This window comes from Curtobacterium sp. MCBD17_019 (genome assembly GCF_003234555.1).
Taxonomy (GTDB): domain Bacteria; phylum Actinomycetota; class Actinomycetes; order Actinomycetales; family Microbacteriaceae; genus Curtobacterium.
In genome coordinates this window covers 132350-153919 of sequence record NZ_QKTT01000005.1, presented here as the reverse complement: position 1 = coordinate 153919, position 21570 = coordinate 132350, and the positions used below count along the sequence as shown (strand labels likewise).

24 protein-coding genes are annotated in these 21570 nt (G+C 73.2%); 12 read left to right on the top strand and 12 right to left on the bottom strand.

The window, feature by feature from the left end:
- Positions 1-91: 91 nt before the first annotated feature.
- The 5 genes from DEI82_RS06885 to DEI82_RS06865 are packed head-to-tail and all read right to left on the bottom strand — an operon-like array spanning position 92 to position 6069.
- Positions 92-1201 carry a hypothetical protein gene (locus tag DEI82_RS06885; protein ID WP_111036265.1) on the bottom strand — a complete coding sequence of 370 codons (1110 nt, stop codon included), beginning with the start codon at positions 1199-1201 and terminating at the stop codon, positions 92-94.
- Positions 1198-2259, bottom strand: a complete 1062-nt coding sequence (locus DEI82_RS06880) for a phosphotransferase family protein (protein WP_220037245.1) — start codon at positions 2257-2259, stop codon at positions 1198-1200. Before DEI82_RS06880 ends, DEI82_RS06885 begins: the two co-directional genes overlap by 4 nt.
- Positions 2256-3326: a zinc-binding dehydrogenase gene (locus DEI82_RS06875; protein ID WP_111036263.1), complete on the bottom strand. Its 1071-nt coding sequence runs from the start codon at positions 3324-3326 to the stop codon at positions 2256-2258. Before DEI82_RS06875 ends, DEI82_RS06880 begins: the two co-directional genes overlap by 4 nt.
- Positions 3323-4858 carry an aldehyde dehydrogenase family protein gene (locus DEI82_RS06870; protein WP_111036261.1) on the bottom strand — a complete coding sequence of 512 codons (1536 nt, stop codon included), beginning with the start codon at positions 4856-4858 and terminating at the stop codon, positions 3323-3325. The genes DEI82_RS06875 and DEI82_RS06870 overlap by 4 nt, the downstream gene beginning before the upstream one ends.
- Complete coding sequence (locus tag DEI82_RS06865) at positions 4855-6069, bottom strand: cytochrome P450 (protein ID WP_220037244.1); 1215 nt, start codon at positions 6067-6069, stop codon at positions 4855-4857. The genes DEI82_RS06870 and DEI82_RS06865 overlap by 4 nt, the downstream gene beginning before the upstream one ends.
- A 74-nt stretch (positions 6070-6143) precedes the next feature.
- Between DEI82_RS06865 and DEI82_RS06860 the strand changes: the two genes are divergently transcribed.
- From DEI82_RS06860 to DEI82_RS06850, 3 genes are all read left to right on the top strand, one after another.
- Complete coding sequence (locus DEI82_RS06860) at positions 6144-7808, top strand: PEP/pyruvate-binding domain-containing protein (RefSeq protein WP_111036260.1); 1665 nt, start codon at positions 6144-6146, stop codon at positions 7806-7808.
- Positions 7809-7820: 12 nt separating this feature from the next.
- Complete coding sequence (locus tag DEI82_RS06855; protein ID WP_111010600.1) at positions 7821-8027, top strand: hypothetical protein; 207 nt, start codon at positions 7821-7823, stop codon at positions 8025-8027.
- A gap of 123 nt (positions 8028-8150) precedes the next feature.
- On the top strand, positions 8151-9050 hold the full coding sequence (locus DEI82_RS06850) for a glucose 1-dehydrogenase (RefSeq protein ID WP_111036258.1): 900 nt from the start codon (positions 8151-8153) through the stop codon (positions 9048-9050).
- A gap of 167 nt (positions 9051-9217) precedes the next feature.
- On the opposite strand, the gene DEI82_RS06845 is transcribed toward DEI82_RS06850, so the two are convergent.
- Both DEI82_RS06845 and DEI82_RS06835 read right to left on the bottom strand, forming a co-directional pair.
- A complete protein-coding gene (locus tag DEI82_RS06845) occupies positions 9218-9544 on the bottom strand; it encodes a hypothetical protein (RefSeq protein ID WP_111036256.1) in 327 nt (108 codons plus the stop codon).
- Positions 9545-9731: 187 nt separating this feature from the next.
- Positions 9732-11027 carry an Ig-like domain-containing protein gene (locus DEI82_RS06835; RefSeq protein ID WP_111036255.1) on the bottom strand — a complete coding sequence of 432 codons (1296 nt, stop codon included), beginning with the start codon at positions 11025-11027 and terminating at the stop codon, positions 9732-9734.
- 238 nt (positions 11028-11265) lie between these two features.
- Here DEI82_RS06835 and DEI82_RS06830 point away from each other — a divergent pair, with 238 nt between their 5' ends.
- Positions 11266-11943, top strand: a complete 678-nt coding sequence (locus tag DEI82_RS06830) for a TetR/AcrR family transcriptional regulator (RefSeq protein WP_111036253.1) — start codon at positions 11266-11268, stop codon at positions 11941-11943.
- 53 nt (positions 11944-11996) lie between these two features.
- Here the strand turns inward: DEI82_RS06830 and DEI82_RS06825 are convergent, their stop codons facing one another.
- Positions 11997-12578 carry a sigma-70 family RNA polymerase sigma factor gene (locus DEI82_RS06825; protein ID WP_181435133.1) on the bottom strand — a complete coding sequence of 194 codons (582 nt, stop codon included), beginning with the start codon at positions 12576-12578 and terminating at the stop codon, positions 11997-11999.
- Between the two features lie 223 nt (positions 12579-12801).
- Between DEI82_RS06825 and DEI82_RS06820 the strand changes: the two genes are divergently transcribed.
- The 4 genes from DEI82_RS06820 (at position 12802) to DEI82_RS06805 (ending at position 14941) form a co-directional block, all read left to right on the top strand.
- On the top strand, positions 12802-13227 hold the full coding sequence (locus DEI82_RS06820) for a BLUF domain-containing protein (RefSeq protein WP_181435132.1): 426 nt from the start codon (positions 12802-12804) through the stop codon (positions 13225-13227).
- 107 nt (positions 13228-13334) lie between these two features.
- On the top strand, positions 13335-13949 hold the full coding sequence (locus DEI82_RS06815; RefSeq protein WP_111036249.1) for a hypothetical protein: 615 nt from the start codon (positions 13335-13337) through the stop codon (positions 13947-13949).
- A 75-nt stretch (positions 13950-14024) separates the two neighbouring features.
- Complete coding sequence (locus tag DEI82_RS06810; protein ID WP_111036248.1) at positions 14025-14453, top strand: hypothetical protein; 429 nt, start codon at positions 14025-14027, stop codon at positions 14451-14453.
- Positions 14454-14587: 134 nt separating this feature from the next.
- A complete protein-coding gene (locus DEI82_RS06805; protein WP_111012981.1) occupies positions 14588-14941 on the top strand; it encodes a hypothetical protein in 354 nt (117 codons plus the stop codon).
- Between the two features lie 36 nt (positions 14942-14977).
- Here DEI82_RS06805 and mgrA read toward each other — a convergent pair whose 3' ends face one another.
- Entirely contained in the window at positions 14978-16018 is a 1041-nt protein-coding gene (gene mgrA / locus DEI82_RS06800; RefSeq protein ID WP_111010609.1) for an L-glyceraldehyde 3-phosphate reductase, read from the bottom strand.
- Between the two features lie 206 nt (positions 16019-16224).
- Here mgrA and DEI82_RS06795 point away from each other — a divergent pair, with 206 nt between their 5' ends.
- Positions 16225-17268 carry an NAD(P)-dependent alcohol dehydrogenase gene (locus tag DEI82_RS06795; protein ID WP_111036246.1) on the top strand — a complete coding sequence of 348 codons (1044 nt, stop codon included), beginning with the start codon at positions 16225-16227 and terminating at the stop codon, positions 17266-17268.
- A 57-nt stretch (positions 17269-17325) separates the two neighbouring features.
- Here the strand turns inward: DEI82_RS06795 and DEI82_RS16195 are convergent, their stop codons facing one another.
- Positions 17326-17490, bottom strand: coding sequence for a hypothetical protein (locus DEI82_RS16195; protein WP_181435131.1), 165 nt, complete (start codon positions 17488-17490; stop codon positions 17326-17328).
- Positions 17483-17770 carry a hypothetical protein gene (locus DEI82_RS15965; protein WP_146242853.1) on the bottom strand — a complete coding sequence of 96 codons (288 nt, stop codon included), beginning with the start codon at positions 17768-17770 and terminating at the stop codon, positions 17483-17485. Before DEI82_RS15965 ends, DEI82_RS16195 begins: the two co-directional genes overlap by 8 nt.
- A 32-nt stretch (positions 17771-17802) precedes the next feature.
- On the opposite strand from DEI82_RS15965, the gene DEI82_RS06790 reads away from it, so the two are divergent.
- Positions 17803-18435: a DNA alkylation repair protein gene (locus DEI82_RS06790; RefSeq protein WP_181435130.1), complete on the top strand. Its 633-nt coding sequence runs from the start codon at positions 17803-17805 to the stop codon at positions 18433-18435.
- On the opposite strand, the gene DEI82_RS06785 is transcribed toward DEI82_RS06790, so the two are convergent.
- Complete coding sequence (locus tag DEI82_RS06785) at positions 18380-18979, bottom strand: hypothetical protein (protein WP_111036242.1); 600 nt, start codon at positions 18977-18979, stop codon at positions 18380-18382. The two genes, DEI82_RS06790 and DEI82_RS06785, sit on opposite strands and share 56 nt — an antisense overlap.
- Before the next feature lie 259 nt (positions 18980-19238).
- Between DEI82_RS06785 and DEI82_RS06780 the strand changes: the two genes are divergently transcribed.
- A complete protein-coding gene (locus DEI82_RS06780; RefSeq protein WP_111010613.1) occupies positions 19239-20426 on the top strand; it encodes a zinc-dependent alcohol dehydrogenase in 1188 nt (395 codons plus the stop codon).
- Positions 20423-21445 (top strand): NAD-dependent epimerase/dehydratase family protein, encoded by a 1023-nt coding sequence (locus DEI82_RS06775; protein WP_111036240.1) that lies wholly within the window; start codon positions 20423-20425, stop codon positions 21443-21445. The genes DEI82_RS06780 and DEI82_RS06775 overlap by 4 nt, the downstream gene beginning before the upstream one ends.
- The last annotated feature ends 125 nt before the right edge of the window (positions 21446-21570 follow it).

Here is a 21570-nt window from a genome sequence, read left to right as displayed (position 1 = left end):
GTCCTCCGTGTCGGTGCGCTGCGCTGCGCGGTTGGTGATCGAGGGGTGTTCGGACCGGACGGCCGGTCCGAGGGGTGCGCTCGTCAGAGCGTCAGCCGGACTGGTCGATGAACGCCCACCCCACGCCGCCGTCGGCGCGGTCGAGTCGGGCGAACTGCAGTGAGCGGTGGTTCTCGGGTGCCGTCGGGTCGAGGTCGGCGATCGTCCACGACTCGGTGGCGATCACCGGCCGGTCGGGAGGCACGCTGCCGGGGACACGGGTCGGGTGTCCGTAGCCGACGGAACGCGGGAGGACGACGTGGTGCGACGTCACGGACAGCACGTCGTCCGGCGCCTCAGGGTGCCCGCCGCCGAGGGCGAGGCGGGCGGTGGCGACGCGCCGGGTGCCCGGGGAGCGCGCGACGGTGACGCCGCGGACCGGACGCGCCTGCTGGCGGGCACCCGGTCCGACGACGTCCGCCCCGGTGGCGAGCGTCGGGGCGACGGCAGCGTACTCGCCGTACCGCGTGCCGTCGGCCTCGGAGTGGGTGACGGCCTGCACGGCGACGTCATCGAACGCCCCGATCAGCCAGAAGAACGAGGGGCGTGCGCCGGTCTCCCCTGCCGGACCGGCTGCGGGGCGCGCGGCTTCCTGGACGCCCCAGGAGTGGTCACGACCGGCACGCCAGGCGACCGGGTCCAGCGTCCACGCGCCGAGCGGTGACCGGACGGTCCCGGCGACGGAACCGAGCTGCACGTACCGCGTGCGGTCCTGCACGACCGCACCGTCGCGGACGCGGGTGACGCGGTCCTCGGTGATCGCCGGTGTGGTCGCCGTGACCACGACGTCGGCCGCGAACCCGTCCCGGCCGTCGACCCGGATCCGGAGCACGCGCATGGGGTCGACCAGGGTGAGCCGGACGGGGCCGGCGACCAGGTCCTCCCGGCCATGGCGGAGCGCGTCGGTCACGAACAGGGTCTCGGCGCGATCACCGTCGGAGACGCTGAACGCGGCGTCGATCGTCCCGACGACGGGGTGCACCGTCACGACGAGGCCGATCATGGCGGCGCCGTCGGTGCTCGCGGCGGCGAACCAGTACCGCTCGTAGGTGCGCGGCTCGTCCGTGGCGGGGACGGCGAGCGGTGCGGGCGTCTGGTGGACGGGCAGGTCGTCCCAGCGCTCCAGGCCCTGGTGGGCGGGCGCGCCACGACGCCCATTCACACCGCCCCCGTGGGCAGGAGCTCGAGCGCGTCGAGGTCGAGCACCATGCGGGCGCCCTGACGGAGGAGCCGGCGGTACATCGCGTCGGTCCGGGGCGAGGTCTTCACGCTCCCCGTGGGCGGCACGAGCATGAGCAGCACGGCGGGGGCAGCACGGCGGTAGGCCTCCCACGCCGCGGGGAACGACCAGGAGACGCCGGCCGCGCCGAGTTCGTCGACGTGCCGGGCCACCTCGTCGCGTTCGACACGCCGACGCCGCTCCGGGCCGAGGGACGTGCCGAGCAGGTACGCCACGTCGAACATCGGGGCGCCCCAGCCCACGGTCTGCCAGTCGAGCACGACGACCCGCTCGGGGTCGGTGCCGACGAGGAAGTTGTCCATCCGGAAGTCGTGGTGGCTCACCGTGAACGGGCCGTCCAGGGAAGCGGCCCAGGCGTCGGCAGTGCCCACGAACCGGTCGATCGCGGCGAGTTCCTCGGGGGCGAAGCCGCCGGCGATCCGATCGGCGGCGGTCGACCACGAACGCCGCATGCGCTCGTGGATGCCGGGGATGGGGACGCCCTGCCGGCGGTGGAGCCAGTCGAGGGAGGCCGTCGCGGGGTCGTCCCAGAACGGCGCCTGCAGCGCCGCGAGTTGCTGCCGAGCACGCTGGAGCACCGCCAGGGGCGCGTCGTCGAGCTGGTCGCCGGGCGCCAGGGTCGAGCAGTCCTCGAGCAGGAGGCCCACGCGCTCCCCGTCCACGGTGATCGTGCCGAGGTGTGCCGGCGTGTCCACGGTGGCGCGCGGAGCGAGTTCCTCGTAGAACCGGACCTCCCGCGCGTAGGCGCCGATGGAGGCTGCGGTCGCGGCGGCCTGCGGATCACGTGACGGCAGCTTGGCGACCAGCGTCGTCGGGCCGGTCCCGCGCCTCCAGGTCGGCGTCAGGAGGAACGTGTCGGCCAACGCGCCGATCCCGATGGGCCGCGCGTGGACCGCGTCGATCACCGCGTCCGGGCCGATGCTGCCGCCGGCGCGGAGGGCGGCGGTGAGGTCCTCCGGGGTGACCGGCGGGGGCGTCACGGGGTCACCACGACGCGGAGGACCTCGCCGGCGCGCTGGAGGGCGGCCGCGGGTCCGAGGTCGTCGAGGGACACGACGTCGGTGAGGAACGCGTCGAGCCGGAGGTCCCCGGCACGCCAGGCGTCGACCATGCGCGGGACCTGCCGCCACATGTCGCTCGAGCCGTAGAACGACCCGGTGATCGACTTCTGCTCGTGGAACAGCTCCTGGGCGCTGAACCGCACGGGGTCGTCGCTCCGGCCCGCGCCGACCACCACCACCCGACCACCGCGTCGGACGGCGTCCCACGCGGCCCGGATCGTGCCGGACGACCCGACCGCGTCGATCGCGACGTCGAAGCCCTCGCCGTCCGTCAGCGCGGCACCGTCGAGGTCCCCGGGCGCGGCGGTCGTCGTCGCGCCGAGCTCCGCGGCCAGGCGACGGCGGTCCGCGCTCGGGTCGACCGCCGCGATCGTGGTCGCACCCGCGATCCGGGCGCCCTGCACGGCGTTGAGCCCGACCGCACCGGCCCCGATCACCAGGACGGTCTCACCCGGGGCGACGTGCGCGGTGTCGACGGCGGCACCGAACCCGGTCGGGACGGCGCAGCCGAGCAGCGCACCGACGGTGAACGGCACGTCCTCGGGCAGCGGCACGAGCGCGGTCACGGGCAGCACGGTCTCCTCGGCGAGGGTCGCGGTGCCCATCCCGGCGACCACGTCCGCACCGCCGGCCGTCATCGCCGCGCCCTGCGCCGACGATCGGGGGCGGTTCCGGCAGATGTACGGTTCGCCGCGGCGGCACGCCGAGCAGTGTCCGCACCGGGGGACCCACGACACGACGACGCGGTCGCCCACCGCCACGGTGTCCACCGCCGGACCGAGCGCGACGACCTCGCCCGCGCCCTCGTGCCCGAGGACGGCCGGGAGCCGCTGCCCGAACGCGCCCGCGGCCAGGGACAGGTCGGTGTGGCACAGGCCCGCGGCGCGGATCCGGACGACGACCTCGCCGGGGCCGGGCGCGCGGTGCTCGACGTCGTCGCGGACGACGAACGGACCACCGGCCTCGGTGACGACGGCGGCCCTCACGCGAGCGGGTCCTGCCCCGCCGCCGCTGGTGCGGCGGTGGTCGCGGTCGGATCGAGCACGGGGTCGCCGAGCACGGCCTTCACCTCGAGGTACTCCTCGATCGCGAACGGCCCCATCTCGCGCCCCAGCCCCGACTGTCCGTACCCGCCGAACGGCGAGACCGGGAGGGCCGGGGTGCGGACGCCGTTCACCCGCACCTGACCGGCACGGATGCGTCGGGCGATCGCCGCCGCGCGGACCTCGTCCGCCGACCAGACCTCGCTCGACAGGCCGTAGGGGGTGTCGTTCGCCATGCGGACCGCGTCGTCCTCGCCCGCGTGACCCTGCACGACGAGGACCGGACCGAACACCTCCTCGCGGACGATCTCGGCGTCCTCGGCGAGGTCGGTGACGATCGTCGGGCGCAGGAAGAACCCCGTGCCGTCGACGGCGGTGCCGCCCGTGGCGACCGTCGCCCCCGCGGCTCGTGCGGTGTCCACGAACCGGAGGACCTTCGCGCGTTGCTCCGCCGACACGACCGGACCCATCGTCGTCCCGGGATCGAGCGGGTCCCCGAGCACGTACGCGTCGGCGGACTCCGCCGCGATCCGGACCGCGTCGTGCAGCCGGTCCGCCGGCACGAGCAGCCGTGTCGGCGCGTTGCACTTCTGGCCCGCGTTCGTGAAGCAGTTGCGCACGGTGGTCCGCACCGCCAGGTCGAGGTCGGCGTCGTCGAGCACGACCGCGGGGGACTTGCCGCCGAGTTCGAGCGTCGCGCGCTTGATCCGCGACCCGGCGACGGCGCCGATGTGCCGACCGACGGCGAGCGAGCCGGTGAACGACACCATGTCCCACGTCTCGTCCTGGAGGAGCGCCTCGCCCGTCGTCGCGCCGGTCCCGGTGACGACGTCGAACACCCCGGCGGGCAGCCCCGCTCGGCGCCCGAGCTCGGCGAGGAACAGCGCGTTGAGCGGCGTGAGCTCGGCCGGCTTGAGCACGACCGTGCAGCCCGCGGCGAGTGCGGGCGCGAGCTTCGCCACGATCTGGTGGACGGGGAAGTTCCACGGCGTGATCGCGAGCACCACGCCGACCGGCTCGCGCACGACGGAGCTGCCCGAGGCGTCGCGGCTGTCCCAGGCGAGCTGCCGGGCGATCGCCGCCGTCGAGCGGAGCACCTTGACGGGCAGGTCGACCTGGACCGCGCGGGACTCCCGGATGGGCATGCCGATCTCGTGCGTCGCGAGCTCGGCGAGGGCGTCGCCGTGCCGTTCGAGTTCCGCGGCGAGCGCGTCGAGGAGCCCGGCACGTCGGGACGGTGGCAGCGCGGCCCAGGCGGGCCAGGCCTCCCGGGCGTCGAGCAGTGCGCGATGCGCGAGGTCGGCGGACGCGTCGAGGACGGTGCCGATGATCCGTTCCGTCGCCGGGTCCACGACGTCGAGCGGGGCCTCGTCGTCGGGCGAGACCCAGCCGCCGCCCATGAACACGGAGCGGTCGGGGACGACGACCGCGTCGACGGGAGCGGCGGTGGTGCTGACACCGGTCTCGGGACTCATGCCGCGCCTCCCGTCCTGACCACACGCACCGGCACGCGGTCCCACCCGCGGAACAGGTTCACCCGCAGGCGTTCCGGCTCCCCGTCGAGCTCGAACCGGATCCCGCGGTCGAGCACGGCGCCGAAGAACGACCGGACCTCCGCCCGCGCCAGGTGCGACCCGAGGCAGAAGTGCGCGCCCCACCCGAAGCTCAGGTGGTCGTTCGGCGTGCGGTCGAGGCGGAATTCGTCCGGGTCCTCGAACACTGCGGGGTCACGGTTCGCGGCCGAGAACCACAGGACGACCTTGTCGCCCGCGGCGACGTCGCGCCCGTCGATGGTCAGGTCCTCGAGTGCGGTCCGGCGCATCGCGGCGACCGGACTGACGTGGCGGAACATCTCCTCGACGGTCGTCGGCAGGAGGCCGCGGTCACGTTCCAGCCGCGCCCACGCGTCGTGCTCGTGGAGCGCCACCGTGCCGCCCGAGACGAGGTGCCGCGTGGTCTCGTTCCCGGCCGCCACGAGCACGATGTAGTACGCCGCCAGCTGGTTCCAGGTGAGCGGCTGCCCGGCCACGCTGCCGTTCGCCATGACGCTGATGAGGTCGTCCCGGGGGTCGGCGCGACGCTCCTCGGTGAGGCGCTGGAAGTACCCCATGACCTCGTCCCGCGCTTCGGCGAGGGCGTCGGCGTCGACCAGGTGGTCCGGGTCGGAGCTCGTCAACCGGTTCGTCCAGTCGACCATGCGGGGCGCGTCCGACGCGGGGATGCCGAGGACGCGGGACAGCACGAGCATCGGCAGGCGGGCGCTGATGCGTTCGACCAGGTCGAAGGTGCCGCGGGCCTCCGCCTCGTCGAGCAGGAGCGTCACGGCCTCGTCGATCATGGCCTGCCACTGCTGGATCTTCACGGCCCGCAGGTGCGGGATCGTGACCCGGCGCAGGGCGACGTGCTCCTGCCCGTCCATGTTGTGGAGGCTCTGCAGCGCGCCCTCCACCTTGCGGTCCAGGATCTGCGTGCCCTCGGCGCTCGTCAGCTGCGGCATCTCGCTCGCCGCGGCCTTGACGTCGGCGTACCGAGTGAGCGCCCAGAAGCCCGGCCCGCGGTGCGACGGGGCGTTCCAGTGCACGGGGTCCTGCTCCCGGAGCGCGGCGAACACCGCCATCTCGCGGTCGTCCGCGAACGCGGTGAGGTCCATCAGGTCGACGCCCGCCGTCGGGCTCCCGATCGTCATGGTCGCCAACCGTAGTCGCGTCCGGCGACGAACTGGCTACTGTGGAACACCTTTCCCACCCCAGGAGCGCCGTGATGTCCTCCCCGTCCGAGCCGTGTGTCGAACCGCGGGACCGCGCGCTCGACGACGCCGTGTTCGCGCTCGACCACCACCACGGCGTGCCCGCCCGCGAGCTCACGGAGCTGCTCGGTGGCAAGGGCGCGGGCCTCGCCGAGATGACCGCGCTGGGACTCGCCGTGCCCCCGGGGTTCACGATCGCGCTGCCGGTCTTCCGTCGGTGGCGTCACGGTGGCTGGCCCTCCTCGCTCGACGCCGTCGTCGCGGCACACGTCGCGGCGCTCGGCGAGCGGATGGGCCGCCGGCTCGGCGACCCGGACGATCCGCTGCTGCTGTCCGTTCGGAGCGGCGCCGCCGTCTCGATGCCCGGGATGCTCGACACGGTCCTCGACCTCGGGCTCAACGACGACACCGTGCGGGGGCTCGCCCGGGTCACCGGGGACGAGGCGTTCGCCGAGGACAGCCACCGGCGCTTCCTCCGGATGTACGCCACGATCGTCATGGGCGTGTCCGTCGAGGCGCTCGCCGACGCCGAGGACGCCCGCACGCTGCGACGACGGATCACCGAGCTCGCCGGGCGGCCCGTGCCGCACGACCCCGAGCAGCAGCTCCGCGAGGCGATCGCCGCGGTCTTCGCGTCGTGGGACAGCGAGCGTGCCCGCGCCTACCGCGCCCGCGACGGCATCGACGACGACGCCGGCACCGCCGTCACCGTGCAGGCCATGGTGTTCGGCAACCGCGGACCACGCTCCGGGACCGGCGTCGTGTTCACGCGCGACCCGGCCACCGGCGCGCCGGGCCCGTACGGCGACTACCTCGTCCGCGGCCAGGGCGAGGACGTCGTCGACGGCAGTGCGCACCCGGTGCCGGTCCGCGACCTCGCCGACCTCGACCCCCAGGTGTACGTCGACCTCATGGCCGCGCTGCGCCGCCTGGAGGCCCACTACCGCCACGTCTGCGACGTCGAGTTCACCATCGAGGAGGGACGGCTCTGGTTCCTCCAGACCCGCGCCGGCAAGCTCAGCGCGGTCGCCGCCGTGCGCACCGCCGTCGACCTGGTGGACGACCCGGAGGTCGCGCTGACGCCCGAGGAGGCCGTGGCGCGCGTCCCGGAGGAGGTCCGGGAGCGGGCGCGGCGCGACCTCGAGACGGGTGGTGCTGGTTCCGCCACGGAGCACGGTGACGACGCGCACGGTGCTCCCGCTGGCGGGACGCTGCTCGTGACCGGGCTCGGCGCGTCGCCCGGGATCGTCACCGGGGCGGTCGTGTTCTCGTCCGAGGCCGCGCTCGCCGCGGACGGCGACGTCGTGCTCGTGCGTCGTGAGACCAGCCCGAAGGACGTCGTCGGGATGTCCGCCGCGGTCGCGATCGTCACCTGCCGGGGCGGCCTGGCCAGTCACGCGGCCGTGGTCGCGCGGGGGTGGGGCGTCCCGGCCGTGGTCGGCGCCGGTGACCTCGTGCTCACGGGAGCCGGGGACGACGCGACCGGGACGGGCCCCTCCGGGGTGGTCGTCCGCGTCGGTGACCTCGTGACCGTCGACGGTGCCTCCGGTCGGGTCTGGGTCGGCTCGCCCGACGCGCGCGACGGGGCGGGGGCCCCCGTGCCTCCCGACCGGGGCGGCGACCGGGCCGCGGCTCTGCGCGCGCTCGAGCGGCTCGACACCTGGGCCGCCGGACGGTGACAGACTGCACCCATGACGGAGTACGTGGTCGACAACACCGGTGACGACCGCGCGCGGGGCGTGGACCTCGTGGACGGCGACCAGCCGCCGATCCGCCTGATCGTGCGGGGCGAGCTCCCGACGACCATCGAGCACGAGGGACGGACCTGGATCGCCACCGACGACGTCGACGAGGAGCCGGGAGCGCTGCCGATCGCGGTGTTCCGGCCCGCCGACTGACGACGGGGCGGGCGGGGACCGGAGCGCCTCCGCCCGGGGGACAACCGCCGCCGGCTGGCCGTGAGCGCGTCCCGGTCTCCCGCGTACCGTCGGGGTCCTCAGCCAGGAGGAGGAGACCCAGACATGACGGACCAGTACACGTTCCAGGACCCGAGCAAGCTCTACGCCGACAAGGTGCCCGACGAGCAGTACCTCGGCGGATCCGGCACCGATGCCCAGATGGCGGAGAACGTCCCCGCCGACCACGGTGAGGAGACCTACCGCGGCTCCGGTCGACTCGAGGGGCGCAAGGCCCTGATCACGGGCGGTGACTCGGGCATCGGCGCAGCCGTCGCGATCGCCTACGCGCGCGAGGGCGCCGACGTCGCGATCGGGTACCTGCCCGAGGAGGAAGAGGACGCGAAGCGCATCGTCGGCCTCATCGAGGACGCGGGCCGCAAGGCGGTCGCGCTGCCCGGCGACATCACGGACGCCGCGTTCTGCCGCGAGCTCGTGGCGAAGGCCGTCGACGAGCTCGGTGGGCTCGACATCCTCGTCAACAACGCGGGCAAGCAGCAGCACGTCGAGGACCTCACCGACCTGTCGGACGAGGAGTTCGACGCCACCTTCAAGACGAACGTCTACGCGATGTTCTGGATCACGAAGGCCGCGCTGCCGCACCTGCAGCCGGGCTCGACGATCATCAACACGACCTCGATCCAGGCGTACCAGCCGTCGCCGGCGCTCGTGCACTACGCCTCGACCAAGGGTGCGATCAACACGTTCTCCAAGGGGCTCGCGGGCCAGCTCGCGTCGAAGGGCATCCGCGTCAACGCGGTCGCTCCCGGCCCCATCTGGACGCCGTTGCAGCCGGCGGGTGGCCAGGCCCCCGAGAAGCTGCCTGAGGTCGGCGCCGAGACCCCGCTCGGACGCTGGGGTCAGCCGGCCGAGCTCGCGCCGGCCTTCGTGTTCCTGGCGAGTGGTGAGTCCTCGTTCGTCATCGGCGAGACGCTCCACGTGAACGGTGGCATGCCCACGCCGTGACGCCCGGGCCGGGCCGGGCCAGGCCCCGGCCCGGCCCGGGCCCGGGTCCGGCCGTTCGGTCCGCCGGCCGAGCACCGCGACGAGATCGCACAACACGCCGCTTCCCACCATCGGGAAGCGGCGTGTTCTGCGATCTGGGCGTTCCAAGTCCGGGCCGTCCGGGGGCGTCAGCGGGTGTCAGGGGCGGGGCGCATCCGCGCCATGCGCTGCAGCAGTTCACGTGCGGACAGCGCCGCGGCGAGTTCGACCTCGACCGGCTGGATGCCGAAGGCCCGCTCCATCTGGGCGCGGCGCGCCAGGTCGGCGACGGGCACCTCCGGACGCTGCGGCAGCTTCGCGACGGCCTCGGCCGCGGCCTCGAAGGCACCGGCCGGAGCGCCGAGGTGCTCCCACATGAGCCGGACGTCCCGTGCGACCTCGTCCGCGCCGCCACCGAGCTCGAACCCGGTGCTCGCCATCTGCGCGAGGCCCTGTGCCAGATCGTCGGGGGACATGGCGTCCATCCTCGCACCGCGATCCCGGCGCCGCGCCAGCGGTGTCCGCCGGCCCGGTCCGTGCCGGCCCGGTCCGTGCCGGCCCGGTCCGTGCCGGCCCGGTCCGTGCCGGCCCGGTCCGTGCCGGCCCGGTCCCGACGGCGCGGTGCGCCGCCGGGGCGTGGGTCAGCGCCGCCGGGACCGGGGGTCAGCGCTGCCGACGGAGGCCGTGACGCGGCGTCGCGGATCCAGCCGACTCGGGCGCGTCGACGGTGAGCCGACGGCGACGCGCCAGGGCGAGCACGGCGATCCCCGCCAGGAGCAGGGCCGAACCGAGCGCGATCGCCGGGCGGTCGTCCTGCCCGGTGAACGCGAGGGAGCCCGATGTGTCGGTCGCAGCGGCAGCAGCCCGTACGGCGCTCGCTCCGGCCGGGGACACGCTCGCGGTGCCGCCCGAGGGGGACGGCGTCGGCGTCGCGATCGGCGCGACGGCCACGGCGACGCCCTGCCCCATGCCGCCCGCGCTCGCCTGGATCATCTGTGCACCGGCATCCGTCGTGGCGGTCGTGCCGTCGGTGGCGCGGGTGGTGACGGTCGCCACGTTCTGCTCGGTACGAGCCGGACCGTCACCGTTCGCCGTCTGCTCGGAGGTCGCGACCTCGACGCGGTACTGGTCCGCGACGGCGAGCGCCGGCCAGGACACGGTCAGACTGGACGTGGAGCAGGTGACCGGGAAGTCCGATCCGGCGAGGTCCGCGATGTGCGTGTAGACGCCGTCGACGTAGGAGCCCTCGGAGAGCTGCACCGTGGTGCAGTCGAACTGCCAGGTCTGTCCGGCGGGAACGGCGTCGGTGGTCGTGGCGGAGGCGAACGGGCCGTTCGGGGTGTCGATGTGCCAGACGACCGCGTCCGTCGGGTTCGTCCGGCCCTGGTCGGGCCGCGCCCACGTGCCGTACTTCGACGCGGCCACCGGGTCACCCCAGGCCGGGCCGGTCGGCGTGATCGGCGTCGTGAACTGCCGCCCGTCACTCGTCGTCGAGGTGATCGGGGTGGTGACACCGCCCGGGGTCGTCGTGCCGTTGAAGTCCGACTGGACGTACGCCGTGCCGCAGGTGTCGCGGTGCGTGTCCACGTAGTTCGTGAACGTGAACGAGACGATCCACGGGGTGCTCGATGCGATCGTTGCCGTCGCGACGGGCACACCGGTGGCAGGGTCGTCCAGGTCGAAGCCCGTCGGCAGGTGACCGAGGTGGTCGCTCAACGTGAGGCCGAACGTGTCACCGGCGTGGGCGTCGGCGGGCGCGCACCAGTCGATGGACGTGCGGAGCTGACTGCCGAGCGCCGGCGCGGTCGGGCTGACGGTGACGTTCGTGATCGCGCCGGAGACCTCGGTGGCGTGGGCTGCGGGGCCGGCGGCCAGGACGAGGGCGCCCGCGACGGCGAGGGTGACACCGCCCACGATCGGGATCCGGACACGGCGGACGAGGGCATGCTTCGGGTACATGGTGCTCCTGGGATACGGGGTCGCGGGTTCGGGGCCCGCGTCGGGTGTGGTCATGCTACGGCGTCGCTCCCGATGCCCCGAGGGCGCCGCCCCCCGGTTGTCCCCTGAAGAGAGGACCCCCGGACCGGGGGGTGCGGAAGAAACCTTCTGGGCGGTTTGATCGTGGGGACGGACACGACGTCCGCCAGACCGGACCAGGGTGCCAACGTCGTCCGCCCTCCCGTCTCCACGAAGGGGCATGATGCTCGACCACACCAACGCGGACACCGCGGCCGCTGCCGCCGCTGCCCAGACGCTCCACCTCCGCGTCATCATCGTCGACGGGGCCGTCGACCTGCTCCACGAGGTGCCCTTCCACGAGGCCCGTCCGGAAGCCGTCGCCGCCCGCATCGGCATCTCGCTCGAAGAGCTCCACCAGCACTTCCCGTCGTGGGACGGCCTCGTGCTCGCCGCCGTCGACCGGTGGAACGGCCAGCGCACCGAAGCCATCGAGCACACCCTCGGCGACGTCAGCACCGTCGAGTTCCTCCGCGCGATGGTGGCGTCGAACGTCCGGCAGCCCGCGCTCATGCGCCTGCTCGTCGCCCTCGCGAGCGTCGCGAGCGACTGCACGCACCCCATGGCCCCCTACCTGCAGTCGCGGTACCAGCTGTTCGTCACGCAGATCCGCCGCGGTCTCGAGCACGACGTCGCCGTCGGTCGTGCACCGCACACCATGGACCCCCGTCGTGGCGCGGAGCAGCTCATCGCCCTCTACGAGGGCCTGCAGCTGCAGGCCCTGCTCCGGCAGGACCTCGACCTGATGTCGGCGTTCGACCGGGCAGCCTCTCGCCTCGAGCGCGGTTGGGAGGAGCGGTACCAGGTGCGCGCCCCGCTCACGCCGTCGACGTGGGTCGACGACGCCTGGTCGCTCTGAGTCGCGGCGACCGCCGCCCGGACCGTCCTGGGTCGTCGCGCTGACGCGCGCCGTCAGACCGTCCCGCTGAGGCAGCGGCGGAGGCTGCGGATACCGCTCCGGATCCGCGTCTTCGCGGTGCCGACCGGGACGCTCAACCGGTCGGCGACCTCCAGGTCCGTGAGCCCGTCGCGGTACCGCAACAGCACGGCGGATCGCTGGTTCGGCGTGAGGTCGGCGAGCGCGTTCCGCACCGCGACCCACTCGGCCAGCACGTCCAACCGCTCGGCGGCGTCGTGGTCGACCGGCTCGAAGTCCCGCATCCCGACGCGGATCTCCCGCTGTCGGGTGCGTTCGATGGACCGGACCCGGTCGACGGCGCGACGGTGAGTGAGGGTCTGGAGCCAGCTCGTCGCCGAAGCGCGCGCGGGGTCGTACGGTGTCGTGTCGTCGGACCAGACGTCGAGGAGGACGTCGTGCACGACCTCCTCGGCCTGGGCGTGGTCGACGAGCGTCCGGCGGGCGAACGACACGAGGCGCGGCGTCAGCCGGACGTAGAGCTGGCGGAAGGCCTCGCGGTCGCCGCCGCAGACGGCGATGAGCAGCGCGTCATCGCTCGTCGTGACGGGGTCGGTGGTCGGTCGACGGTGCAGCATCTCGGGTCCGTCTCGGGTGTCGTGATCTCGGGTGGTCCTGTCGACGCTGACTCCGCCGACGGGGTACGACGACTGCATCCCGTCTACTCGTGCCTCCTGGACCGGCTCGGAGGCACCGTTCGGGCCGTGCTTCCCCGATGCGCCCCGAACTGGGTGTCCCGCTCGCGGCGGTCGGGGGTGGAATCTGGGTCCTACCCCTGATCCCCACCTGAGGAGAACCGTCGTGCTGTCCACCGTCTACACCAGTTCCGCGACCTACCCGTTCACGGATGACGACCTGGCGGTCCTGCTCCTGAACAGCCGCGCGAACAACGCCCGTGCCGGTCTGACCGGCGTCCTGCTGCACCAGGACGGGCAGTTCATGCAGGTGCTCGAGGGCCCCGACGACGCCGTGCGCGAGCGCTACGCGATCATCGCGTCGGACCCGCGCCACGGTGCGGTCCAGCTCGTCGCGCAGGAGTCGATCGCCGAGCGACGGTTCCCGGCGTGGACCATGGGGTACCGCGCGGTCGTCGACACCGGCACCGACGACCTGCCCGGCTTCGACGACTTCTTCAGCGCGCCCGCGGCCGGTCGGACGTCGGAGACCGCGGCGCGGGTGCAGGACCTCGTCGCGCAGCTCGGCGACGAGGACCCGACCGCGGCCTGAGCCCCGGCGCAGGAGGCGGATGTCGGCCGATCCTCGGCGCGCCGTCCGCGGGACGACGATGATGAACGGGTCCGTTCCGGGCCTCGGGGCCCACGCGAGGAGGCCCCATGCAGCTGTACGCCGCCGATCCCGTCCGTCGTGTGCGGCAGCTGGTCGCCGACGTGGTTGCCCTCGTCGCGATCGTCCTGGCGGTCCTGCTCGGGCGCGCGGTCGGGGCGTCGATCGCCGCACTCGGTGACGTTGGCCGGCGCGTGCAGGACGCGGGTGAGGGTTTCCGCAGCACCATGTCGCGGGCGGCGGACCGCATCGCCGACCTGCCGTTCGCGGGCCGTGCCGTGAGCACGCCGTTCCGGAACGCGAGTGACGCCGCCCGGACCCTCGTCGCCGCGGGGCGCGACCAGCAGGAGGCAGCCCACCACGTCGCGGTCCTCGTCGGCGTCGTCGTGGCGGGCCTGCCCGTCCTCCTCGTCGTCGTCCTGTGGCTGCGCCGGCGGGGCGGCTTCGTGCGGCGGGCGGCCGCGGTCCGGGCGTTGCTGCGCACACCGCTCGGACTGGAAGCCCTCGCGGCACAGGCGTTGGCGCACGCGCACCCCCGCACGCTGCGTGCCGTGGAACCCACCGTGGTCGAGCGGTGGCGGGCCGGGGAGCCCGACGCGGTCCGGGTCCTCGCCACACTCGCGCTCCGCGACGCCGGGGTGCCGCTCCGGCTCCTGCCGCGCTGACGTCGACCGGAGACGCAGGGAGTCAGTGCGATCCTGGTGTGTCCACAGGAAACGCACCGAGTCCCAGAAGGATCAATGCACCAGCTCCACAGCACCACCCGTTCCACCCGATTCGTGGTCGGCGCCGCGACCGCACTCGCAGCGGCCGCACTGCTCGCCGGCTGCAGCTCGAGCACCTCCGCCGGTTCCTCCGGCTCCGCGTCGGCCTCCTCCGCATCGGGGTCGTCGTCCTCGTCGAAGCTGCCGGCGAACTTCCCGAAGGCCGTGCCCGTCGTCAAGGGTGACGTGATCGTCGCCCGCGGCAACGCCAGCGACGGCTGGAGCGCCACCGTCTCGCCGAAGGGCGGGAAGGGCTTCGCCCAGGCGGGCCAGGCACTCGCGTCTGCCGGCTTCACCAAGCAGGGCGGCGGCACCGCCACGCAGGCGACCTACACCAGCGACCGCTACACCGTGAGCATCAGCACGCCCGGCTCGTCCGTGACGTACATCATCTCGACGCGCTGACGCGCTGACGCGCTGACGCGCTGACGCGCTGACGCTCGATCGCGCGGACCGGATGGAGGCCCGGAGTGGCCTCCATCCGGTCCGCTTTGCGCAACCCCCCGGACGGAGATCGCTAGACCGTCTAGCTTCATGTCATGTTGATCCCCAGCGTGTTCGACTTCGAGCCGGACCGCCTCCGCAGCTACTCGGCGTCGCGCATCGACCGGCTCCTGCAGGACCGGCCCGTCGAGTACCTGGCGCACCTGTCGGTGGCGCGGCAACTGGACACGTGGATCGCGCAGACGCTGGCGGACCCCGACCCGGACGACGAACGGTTCGACGCCGGGTTCGTTGCGGCCCTCCGCGCGGTCCGTGACGGCCTGCGCCAAGGGGACTTCACGCCGGGTGGCCTCCACGGCAGCCGCCCGAGGGACGGGGCCGGAACAGGCCCCGACCCCGATCCCGACCCCGACCCCGGCGCGGCGGCGGGCGGCACCCCCGGGACCTGAACCGCCCCCGCAGCTGAGCGCACTGACCGACGGCGCTCAGACCTCGCCGGCCCGAGCGCCCGCCCACAGGTCGATGCCGGCCGAGTCCACCGCGTGCTCGTCGATGGCGCGCAGCTCGTCCTCCGTGAAGGACAGGTGGTCGAGCGCCGCGACGTTCTGTTCGACCTGCTCGACCCGCGAGGCGCCGATCACGAGCGAGGTCACCCGCTCGTCGCGGAGGGCCCACGCGAGTGCGAGCTGGGCGAGGGACTGCCCCCGAGCGGCCGCGATGTCGTGCAGCGCCCGGAGGTGACCGACGACCTCGGGCGTGATGACCGAGGGGTCGAACGAGGTGCCGGCGGCGGCGCGGGTCCCCTCGGGCACGCCGTCGAGGTACTTGCCCGTGAGCAGGCCCTGCGCGAGCGCCGTGAACCCGATGACCCCGAACCCGAGCTCGTCCGCGGCGTCGAGGAGGCCCTCGGTCTCGATCCAGCGGTTGAGCATCGAGTACGACGGCTGGTGGATGAGCAGCGGGGTGCCGAGGTCGCGGAGGATCGCCGCCGCCTGACGGGTCCGCTCCGTGTCGTACGAGGAGATCCCGACGTAGAGCGCCTTGCCCTGCCGGACAGCCGTGTCGAGCGCGGTCATGGTCTCCTCGAGCGGCGTGGAGGCGTCGAGGCGGTGCGAGTAGAAGACGTCCACGTAGTCGAGGCCCATGCGCTGCAGCGACTGGTCGAGCGATGCGAGCACGTACTTCCGACTCCCGCCGCCCTGCCCGTACGGACCCGGCCACATGTCCCAACCGGCCTTGGTCGAGATGACGAGCTCGTCCCGGTACGGGTGGAGGTCCTCCCGCATGATGCGGCCGAAGTTGATCTCCGCGGCGCCGTAGGGCGGCCCGTAGTTGTTCGCGAGGTCGTGGTGCGTGATCCCGAGGTCGAACGCCCGCCGGCTGATCGCGCGCTGGGTCTCGAACGGTCGGTCGTCACCGAAGTTGTGCCAGTACCCGAGTGAGAGCAGCGGCAGGTCGAGGCCGGACCGGCCGGTCCGGCGGAACGGCATCGAGTCGTAGCGGTCGTCACGGGCGACGTAGGTCATGGGGATGTGCCTCCGAGCGGGGTGGGGATCAGGGGTCCAGCCTCGCATGGAGGACGGTGGGGCGGGCCTCCGGACCGGTCAACGACACCTGTCGTGCACAGCGACAGGTGTAGTGTGACTGCCGGATCTTCCATCCGACCGCGACGCCGCGCCGACTCGATGACGGGGTGCCGATGGGCCACCACCAGCACAGAGAGCAGCCATCCATGCGCGCCGTCGTCTTCGAACAGTGGCAGACCTTCCCCTCGCTCACCGACGTGCCGAAGCCGGTCCCGGGACCGGGAGAGGTGCTCATCAAGGTCGCGGGCGCGGGCGCCTGCCACTCGGACGTCGCCGTCTACCGACACTTCTCCGAAGGCCAGCCCGGGGCGCAGGCGCCGGCGTTCACGCTCGGTCACGAGAACTCCGGTTGGGTCGAAGCAGTTGGCCCAGGAGTCGAGGGCTTCGCCGAGGGAGACGCCTACCTGGTGTACGGCCCGATCGGGTGCGGGCACTGCAGGGCCTGCTCGCGCGGGCAGGACACGTACTGCGAGAACGCCGCGACCATGCCGTACCTCGGCATCGGACTCGGCCGCGACGGCGGCATGGCCGAGTACGTCACGGTCCCCGCGCGGAACCTCGTACCGCTTGGGGACGCCGACCCCGTGCTCGCCGCGCCGCTCAGCGACGCCGCCCTGACGCCGTACCACGCGATCAAGAACAGCCTGCCGAACCTCGCGGGCGGGGGCCGCACCGCACTCGTCGTCGGGCTCGGCGGCCTCGGCCAGATCGCCGTGCAGATCCTCACCGCCCTCACCGGCGCGACCGTCATCGCGACGGACACCAAGGCGGACGCCATGACGCGTGCCGCCGAGCGCGGTGCGGTGACCGTCCCGGGAGGCCCGGATCAGGCCGCCAGGATCCGCGAGATCACGGGAGGCAAGGGCGTCGACGCCGCCTTCGACTTCGTCGGCGCGACGCCGACCATCGAGCTCGCCCAGGCGTCCATGGCGCAGGGAGGCCGGCTCACCGTCGTCGGGATCGCCGGTGGCGTCACGTCCTGGTCGTTCTTCTCGACGCCGTACGAGTCCACCTTGACGAACACCTACTGGGGCACGATCGAGGACCTCCACGAGGTCGTCGACATGTACCGAGCCGGTCAGATCGTGCCCGACGTGGAGCGCTTCGCGATGGACGACGCCCTGGAGGCCTACCGGCGGCTCGAGGCCGGCGAGCTGTCCGGGCGCGCGGTGGTCACGCCGAACGCCTGACGGAAGCGTGTCGGGAACTGCCGAACGGTCCTTCTACCCGACGCGAACGGGAGGCGCTCAATGCTCCGCGAACCGCTGGAGCGCGTCCACCGCGAAGCGTGGTACGCCGCTGCGCGCCAGGGCCCGCAGGAGCCCGACCTCGGTCAGCGGGGGATTCCGCATGTCGGCGGACCAGGACCGGAGCGCGTCGAGGACCGGACCGGGCAGAGGGAGGTCATGCATCGTCCTCGAACTCACTGTGCCGGCGCAGCGGTGAGACCGGGCCCGGCTCGGTCCCGACGCCCTGCGTGAGCGCGGCGAGTTCTCGGAGCGCCGAGCGACGCTCGTCCTGCTCGTGCTCCTGGTCCGCGACGAGGTCACTCAGGGCTCCCCGACGGTGTCGACCTGGCTTCTGGAACGGGATCGCACCCGCTTCGAGGAGCTTCGCGGCTCCGCCCTCGGCGACGTCGGACACGTAGCCTGGATCGGTGCCGTCCTCCTCCCGGTCCTGTCCGTCCGTCACGCGCCCCGTCGCGATCGGTTCGGCGGACTGACGTGGCCGTCGACACCGCCGAGGACGTCCTCGGCGCACTCGCCCGCACCCCGGGCGACCTCGCCGCCGCTCGACGCGTCGCGCGCCGGTTCGCGGCCCTCGGTGACGGCCAGGTGGGGGCGCTGCTCTGGAGCGAGGTCGAGGACGCACGGCTCGTGGCGGTGCTGCTGCTCGTCCAGCGGTTCCGGGACGGTGACGACGCGACCAGGTCGGTCGTGGTGGAGGACTACATGGCAGCGGCCCACAGCGAGCGCGTCGACAGCGACCTCCTCGTCGAGGTCAGTGCGGAACACATCGTGGGCGCGTGGCTCGCGGACCGTCCGCGTGGCCCGCTGTTCGCGCTCGCCAAGAGCGACGTCGTCTGGGAGCGGTGCATCGCCGTCAGCGCGACCCTGGCGTTCGTGAAGCGCGGTGAGGCCGCCACCGCGCTCGACATCGTCGGCAGGCTCGTGCGGGAGCGGAACGAGCACGTGCGGCGCGCCGTGGCGCTCGTCCTGCGCGGGGTCGGCAAGTGGGCCTCGCACGACGAGCTCGTCGCGTTCCTCGAGTCGAACGCGAGCGGGATGGACCGTGCGCTGCTCAGTGCGGCGACGGAGCACCTGCCTGCGGCTGCGCAGGCGCGGTTCCGCCGGTAGGAGCGTCGGCGGGGTAGGTCCACGAACTGCCGCGCTGCTGGAGGGTCCCGAGCACCCGGCGGATCCGTGGGAGCACGCGGCGCGTCTGGACCACGCTCCAGATGCCGAGGGCGACCCAGAGCACGACGAGCGCGATCCCGATGGGATCGGCGAACTGGGTCAGCAGCCAGACCGAGACGAGCGCGAGGACCGCGCAGAGCACCGGAGCCAACCACGCGGACCGTCGCTGCTGCCGCTCCCACCGCTCGAGCATCGGTGTCCAGGTGCTGGGATCGGCGTCATCGGGCACCTGGCCGGTCTTCAGGGAGCGTCGCATGGCGGAGAGGGCGCTCGTACCGCCCGCGCGCCGCCGGGCGATGCTGACCCGTACGGACAGCAGGGCTGTCAGCAGGACCGCGTAGACGGCGTCACCGATGAGCTGCGCGGGCCAGTCGGTGTGTCGCGGCGGGTCGACGAGGTCGATGCCACCAAGGACGACGACGAGGACGACGAACATCACGACGGCCAACGCCCATATCGGCAGGTTGCGGAAGCGCTCGAGCATCACGGTCTCCTTCGGGTGGGATCGACCCGAGCTTGCCCCCGATCAGCATGAGTGATCCTCGTTGTACCCCCAACCAAGGACGTCCTCCCAGCCAGCAGTGGGCCGAGCCGATCCGCAGGGCGGGGGACACCCCCGGCTGGACGGGACCTGCACGGGTCGGACGTGGCAGGTGGCGGACGGGTAGCGATGGACCCGGCGCGGGAGGGGCCTCCCGGCCGACCGCTGCGGCACCGCCGCAGCCCGACGAGCTGGAGGAACCATGCGCGCACTCACCTGGCAGGGGACCGAGAAGGTCTCGGTCGAGACCGTCCCCGATCCCACGATCCAGGAGCCCACCGACGCGATCATCCGGATCACGTCGACGGCGATCTGCGGGTCCGACCTCCACCTGTACCGCGTGCTCGGGCCGTACATCGACAAGGGCGACGTGCTCGGCCACGAGCCCATGGGGATCGTCGAGGAGGTCGGTTCGGGCGTGACGAACCTCGCTCCGGGTGACCGCGTCGTGATCCCGTTCAACATCTCGTGCGGGCACTGCTGGATGTGCACGCACGGGCTGCAGTCGCAGTGCGAGACGACGCAGGTGAAGCAGTACGGCAGCGGTGCCGCGCTGTTCGGCTACACGAAGATGTACGGCCAGGTGCCGGGTGGGCAGGCGGAGTACCTCCGGGTGCCGCACGCCGACTACGGGCCGATCAAGGTCCCCGCGACCGGCCCCGACGACCAGTACCTGTTCCTCAGCGACATCCTCCCGACCGCGTGGCAGGGCGTGGCGTACGCCGACGTGCCCGAGGGCGGGACGCTCGCGGTGCTCGGGCTCGGCCCCGTCGGGCAGTTCGCGGCCCGGATCGGCAAGCACCTCGGGTACCGCGTGCTCGCCGTCGAGCCGGAGCTCGTCCGCCGCGAGATGGCGGCGAAGTACGGTGTCGAGACGTTCGACATGTCGGACGACGTGGTGGAGCACCTCGTGGATCTCACCGACGGACGCGGGCCGGACGGCGTCGTCGACGCCGTCGGTATGGAGGCCCACGGTGACGCCGTCGCCGGGTTCGCCCAGCGGGCGGCCGGGCTGCTGCCCGACAAGCTCGCGCAGAAGGCCATCGAGACCGCGGGCGTCGACCGGCTCGTCGCGGTGCACGCGGCGATCGACCTGGTCCGGCGCGGCGGCACGGTCTCGCTCAGCGGTGTCTACGGCGGAACGGCCGACCCGATGCCGATGATGACGCTGTTCGACAAGCAGATCACGGTCCGTGAGGGACAGTGCAACGTCCGCCGCTGGCTCGACGACCTCATGCCGCTCGTCGAGGACCCGTCCGACCCGTTGGGCACGCTCGACCTGACGACGCACCGCGTGTCCCTCGAGGACGCCCCGCACATGTACGAGGTGTTCCAGAAGAAGGAGGACGGCTGCGTCAAGGTCGTCCTGACCCCCGGCGCTCCGGCATGACCCGCGTCGCCGTCGTCGGCGCCACCGGCAACGTCGGCACGGCGCTGCTGCGCCGCCTGCAGGCCGAGGAGGCCGTGACCGGCATCGTCGGCATCGCCCGACGGATCCCGGACCGGTCGGCCGACCCGTACGCCGGGGTCGAGTGGCACAGCGTCGACGTCGGCGCCGACGGTGCCGTGGCGGCCCTGACGCCGCTCCTCGAGCACGTCGACGCCGTCGTCCACCTGGCTTGGGCGCTGCAGCCGACGCACGACATCCCGACGCAGTACCGCGTCAACGTCGAGGGGACGGCCGCCGTGCTCGAAGCGGCCGCCGCCGCGGGCGTGGGGCAGGTCGTCGTGGCGTCGTCGGTCGGCACCTACCGGGCTGCGGACAAGCGGCTGCGCGTGGACGAGTCCTGGCCGGTCGACGGCATGGCCACGGCGACGTACAGCATCCACAAGGCGCTCAACGAGGCGGCCCTCGACGAGTTCGCCGACACCCACCCCGACATCGTGGTCACCCGCCTGCGCCCGGGGTTGGTCTTCCAGCAGCCGGCGGCAGCGGAGATCCGGGGACTGTTCCTCGGGCACCTCGTCCCCATGCGCGTCGTCCGCGCGGCCCGGTGGGCGGTGCTCCCGCTCCCGGGACCGTTCGTGTTCCAGGCGGTGCATGCCGACGACCTCGCCGACGCGTACTGGCGGACGATGGACCAGCGGGCGGCCGGCGCGTTCAACATCGCCGCCGGGCCGGTGCTCACGCCACCGCGGCTCGCCGCGGTGCTCGGCATGCGTCGCGCCGTCCGGATCCCGCTCCGACTGCTCCGCGCCGTCGTCACCCTGACATGGCACCTGCGGATCCAGCCGACCGACGCCGGCTGGATCGACATCGCGGCGAACGTGCCGATCATGCGGACCGACAAGGCGCGCGAGGAACTGGGGTGGGAGCCACAGCACACGGCGGTCGAGGCCTTCGCCGACCTCGTCGAGGGATTCCGGCAGGGCTCGTCCGTGCCCGCGTCGGGGCCGCTCCGCGGCTGAGGGACAGCGCGGGTGCCGCGACCGGTGACGCCTGGGAGGGGCTGTCCCCCGTTCCCAGGAGCCATGACGCACCGGGTGTGGTGCGAGCACACTGTGGGCCGGACGACGCACACCGCGTCCGACCC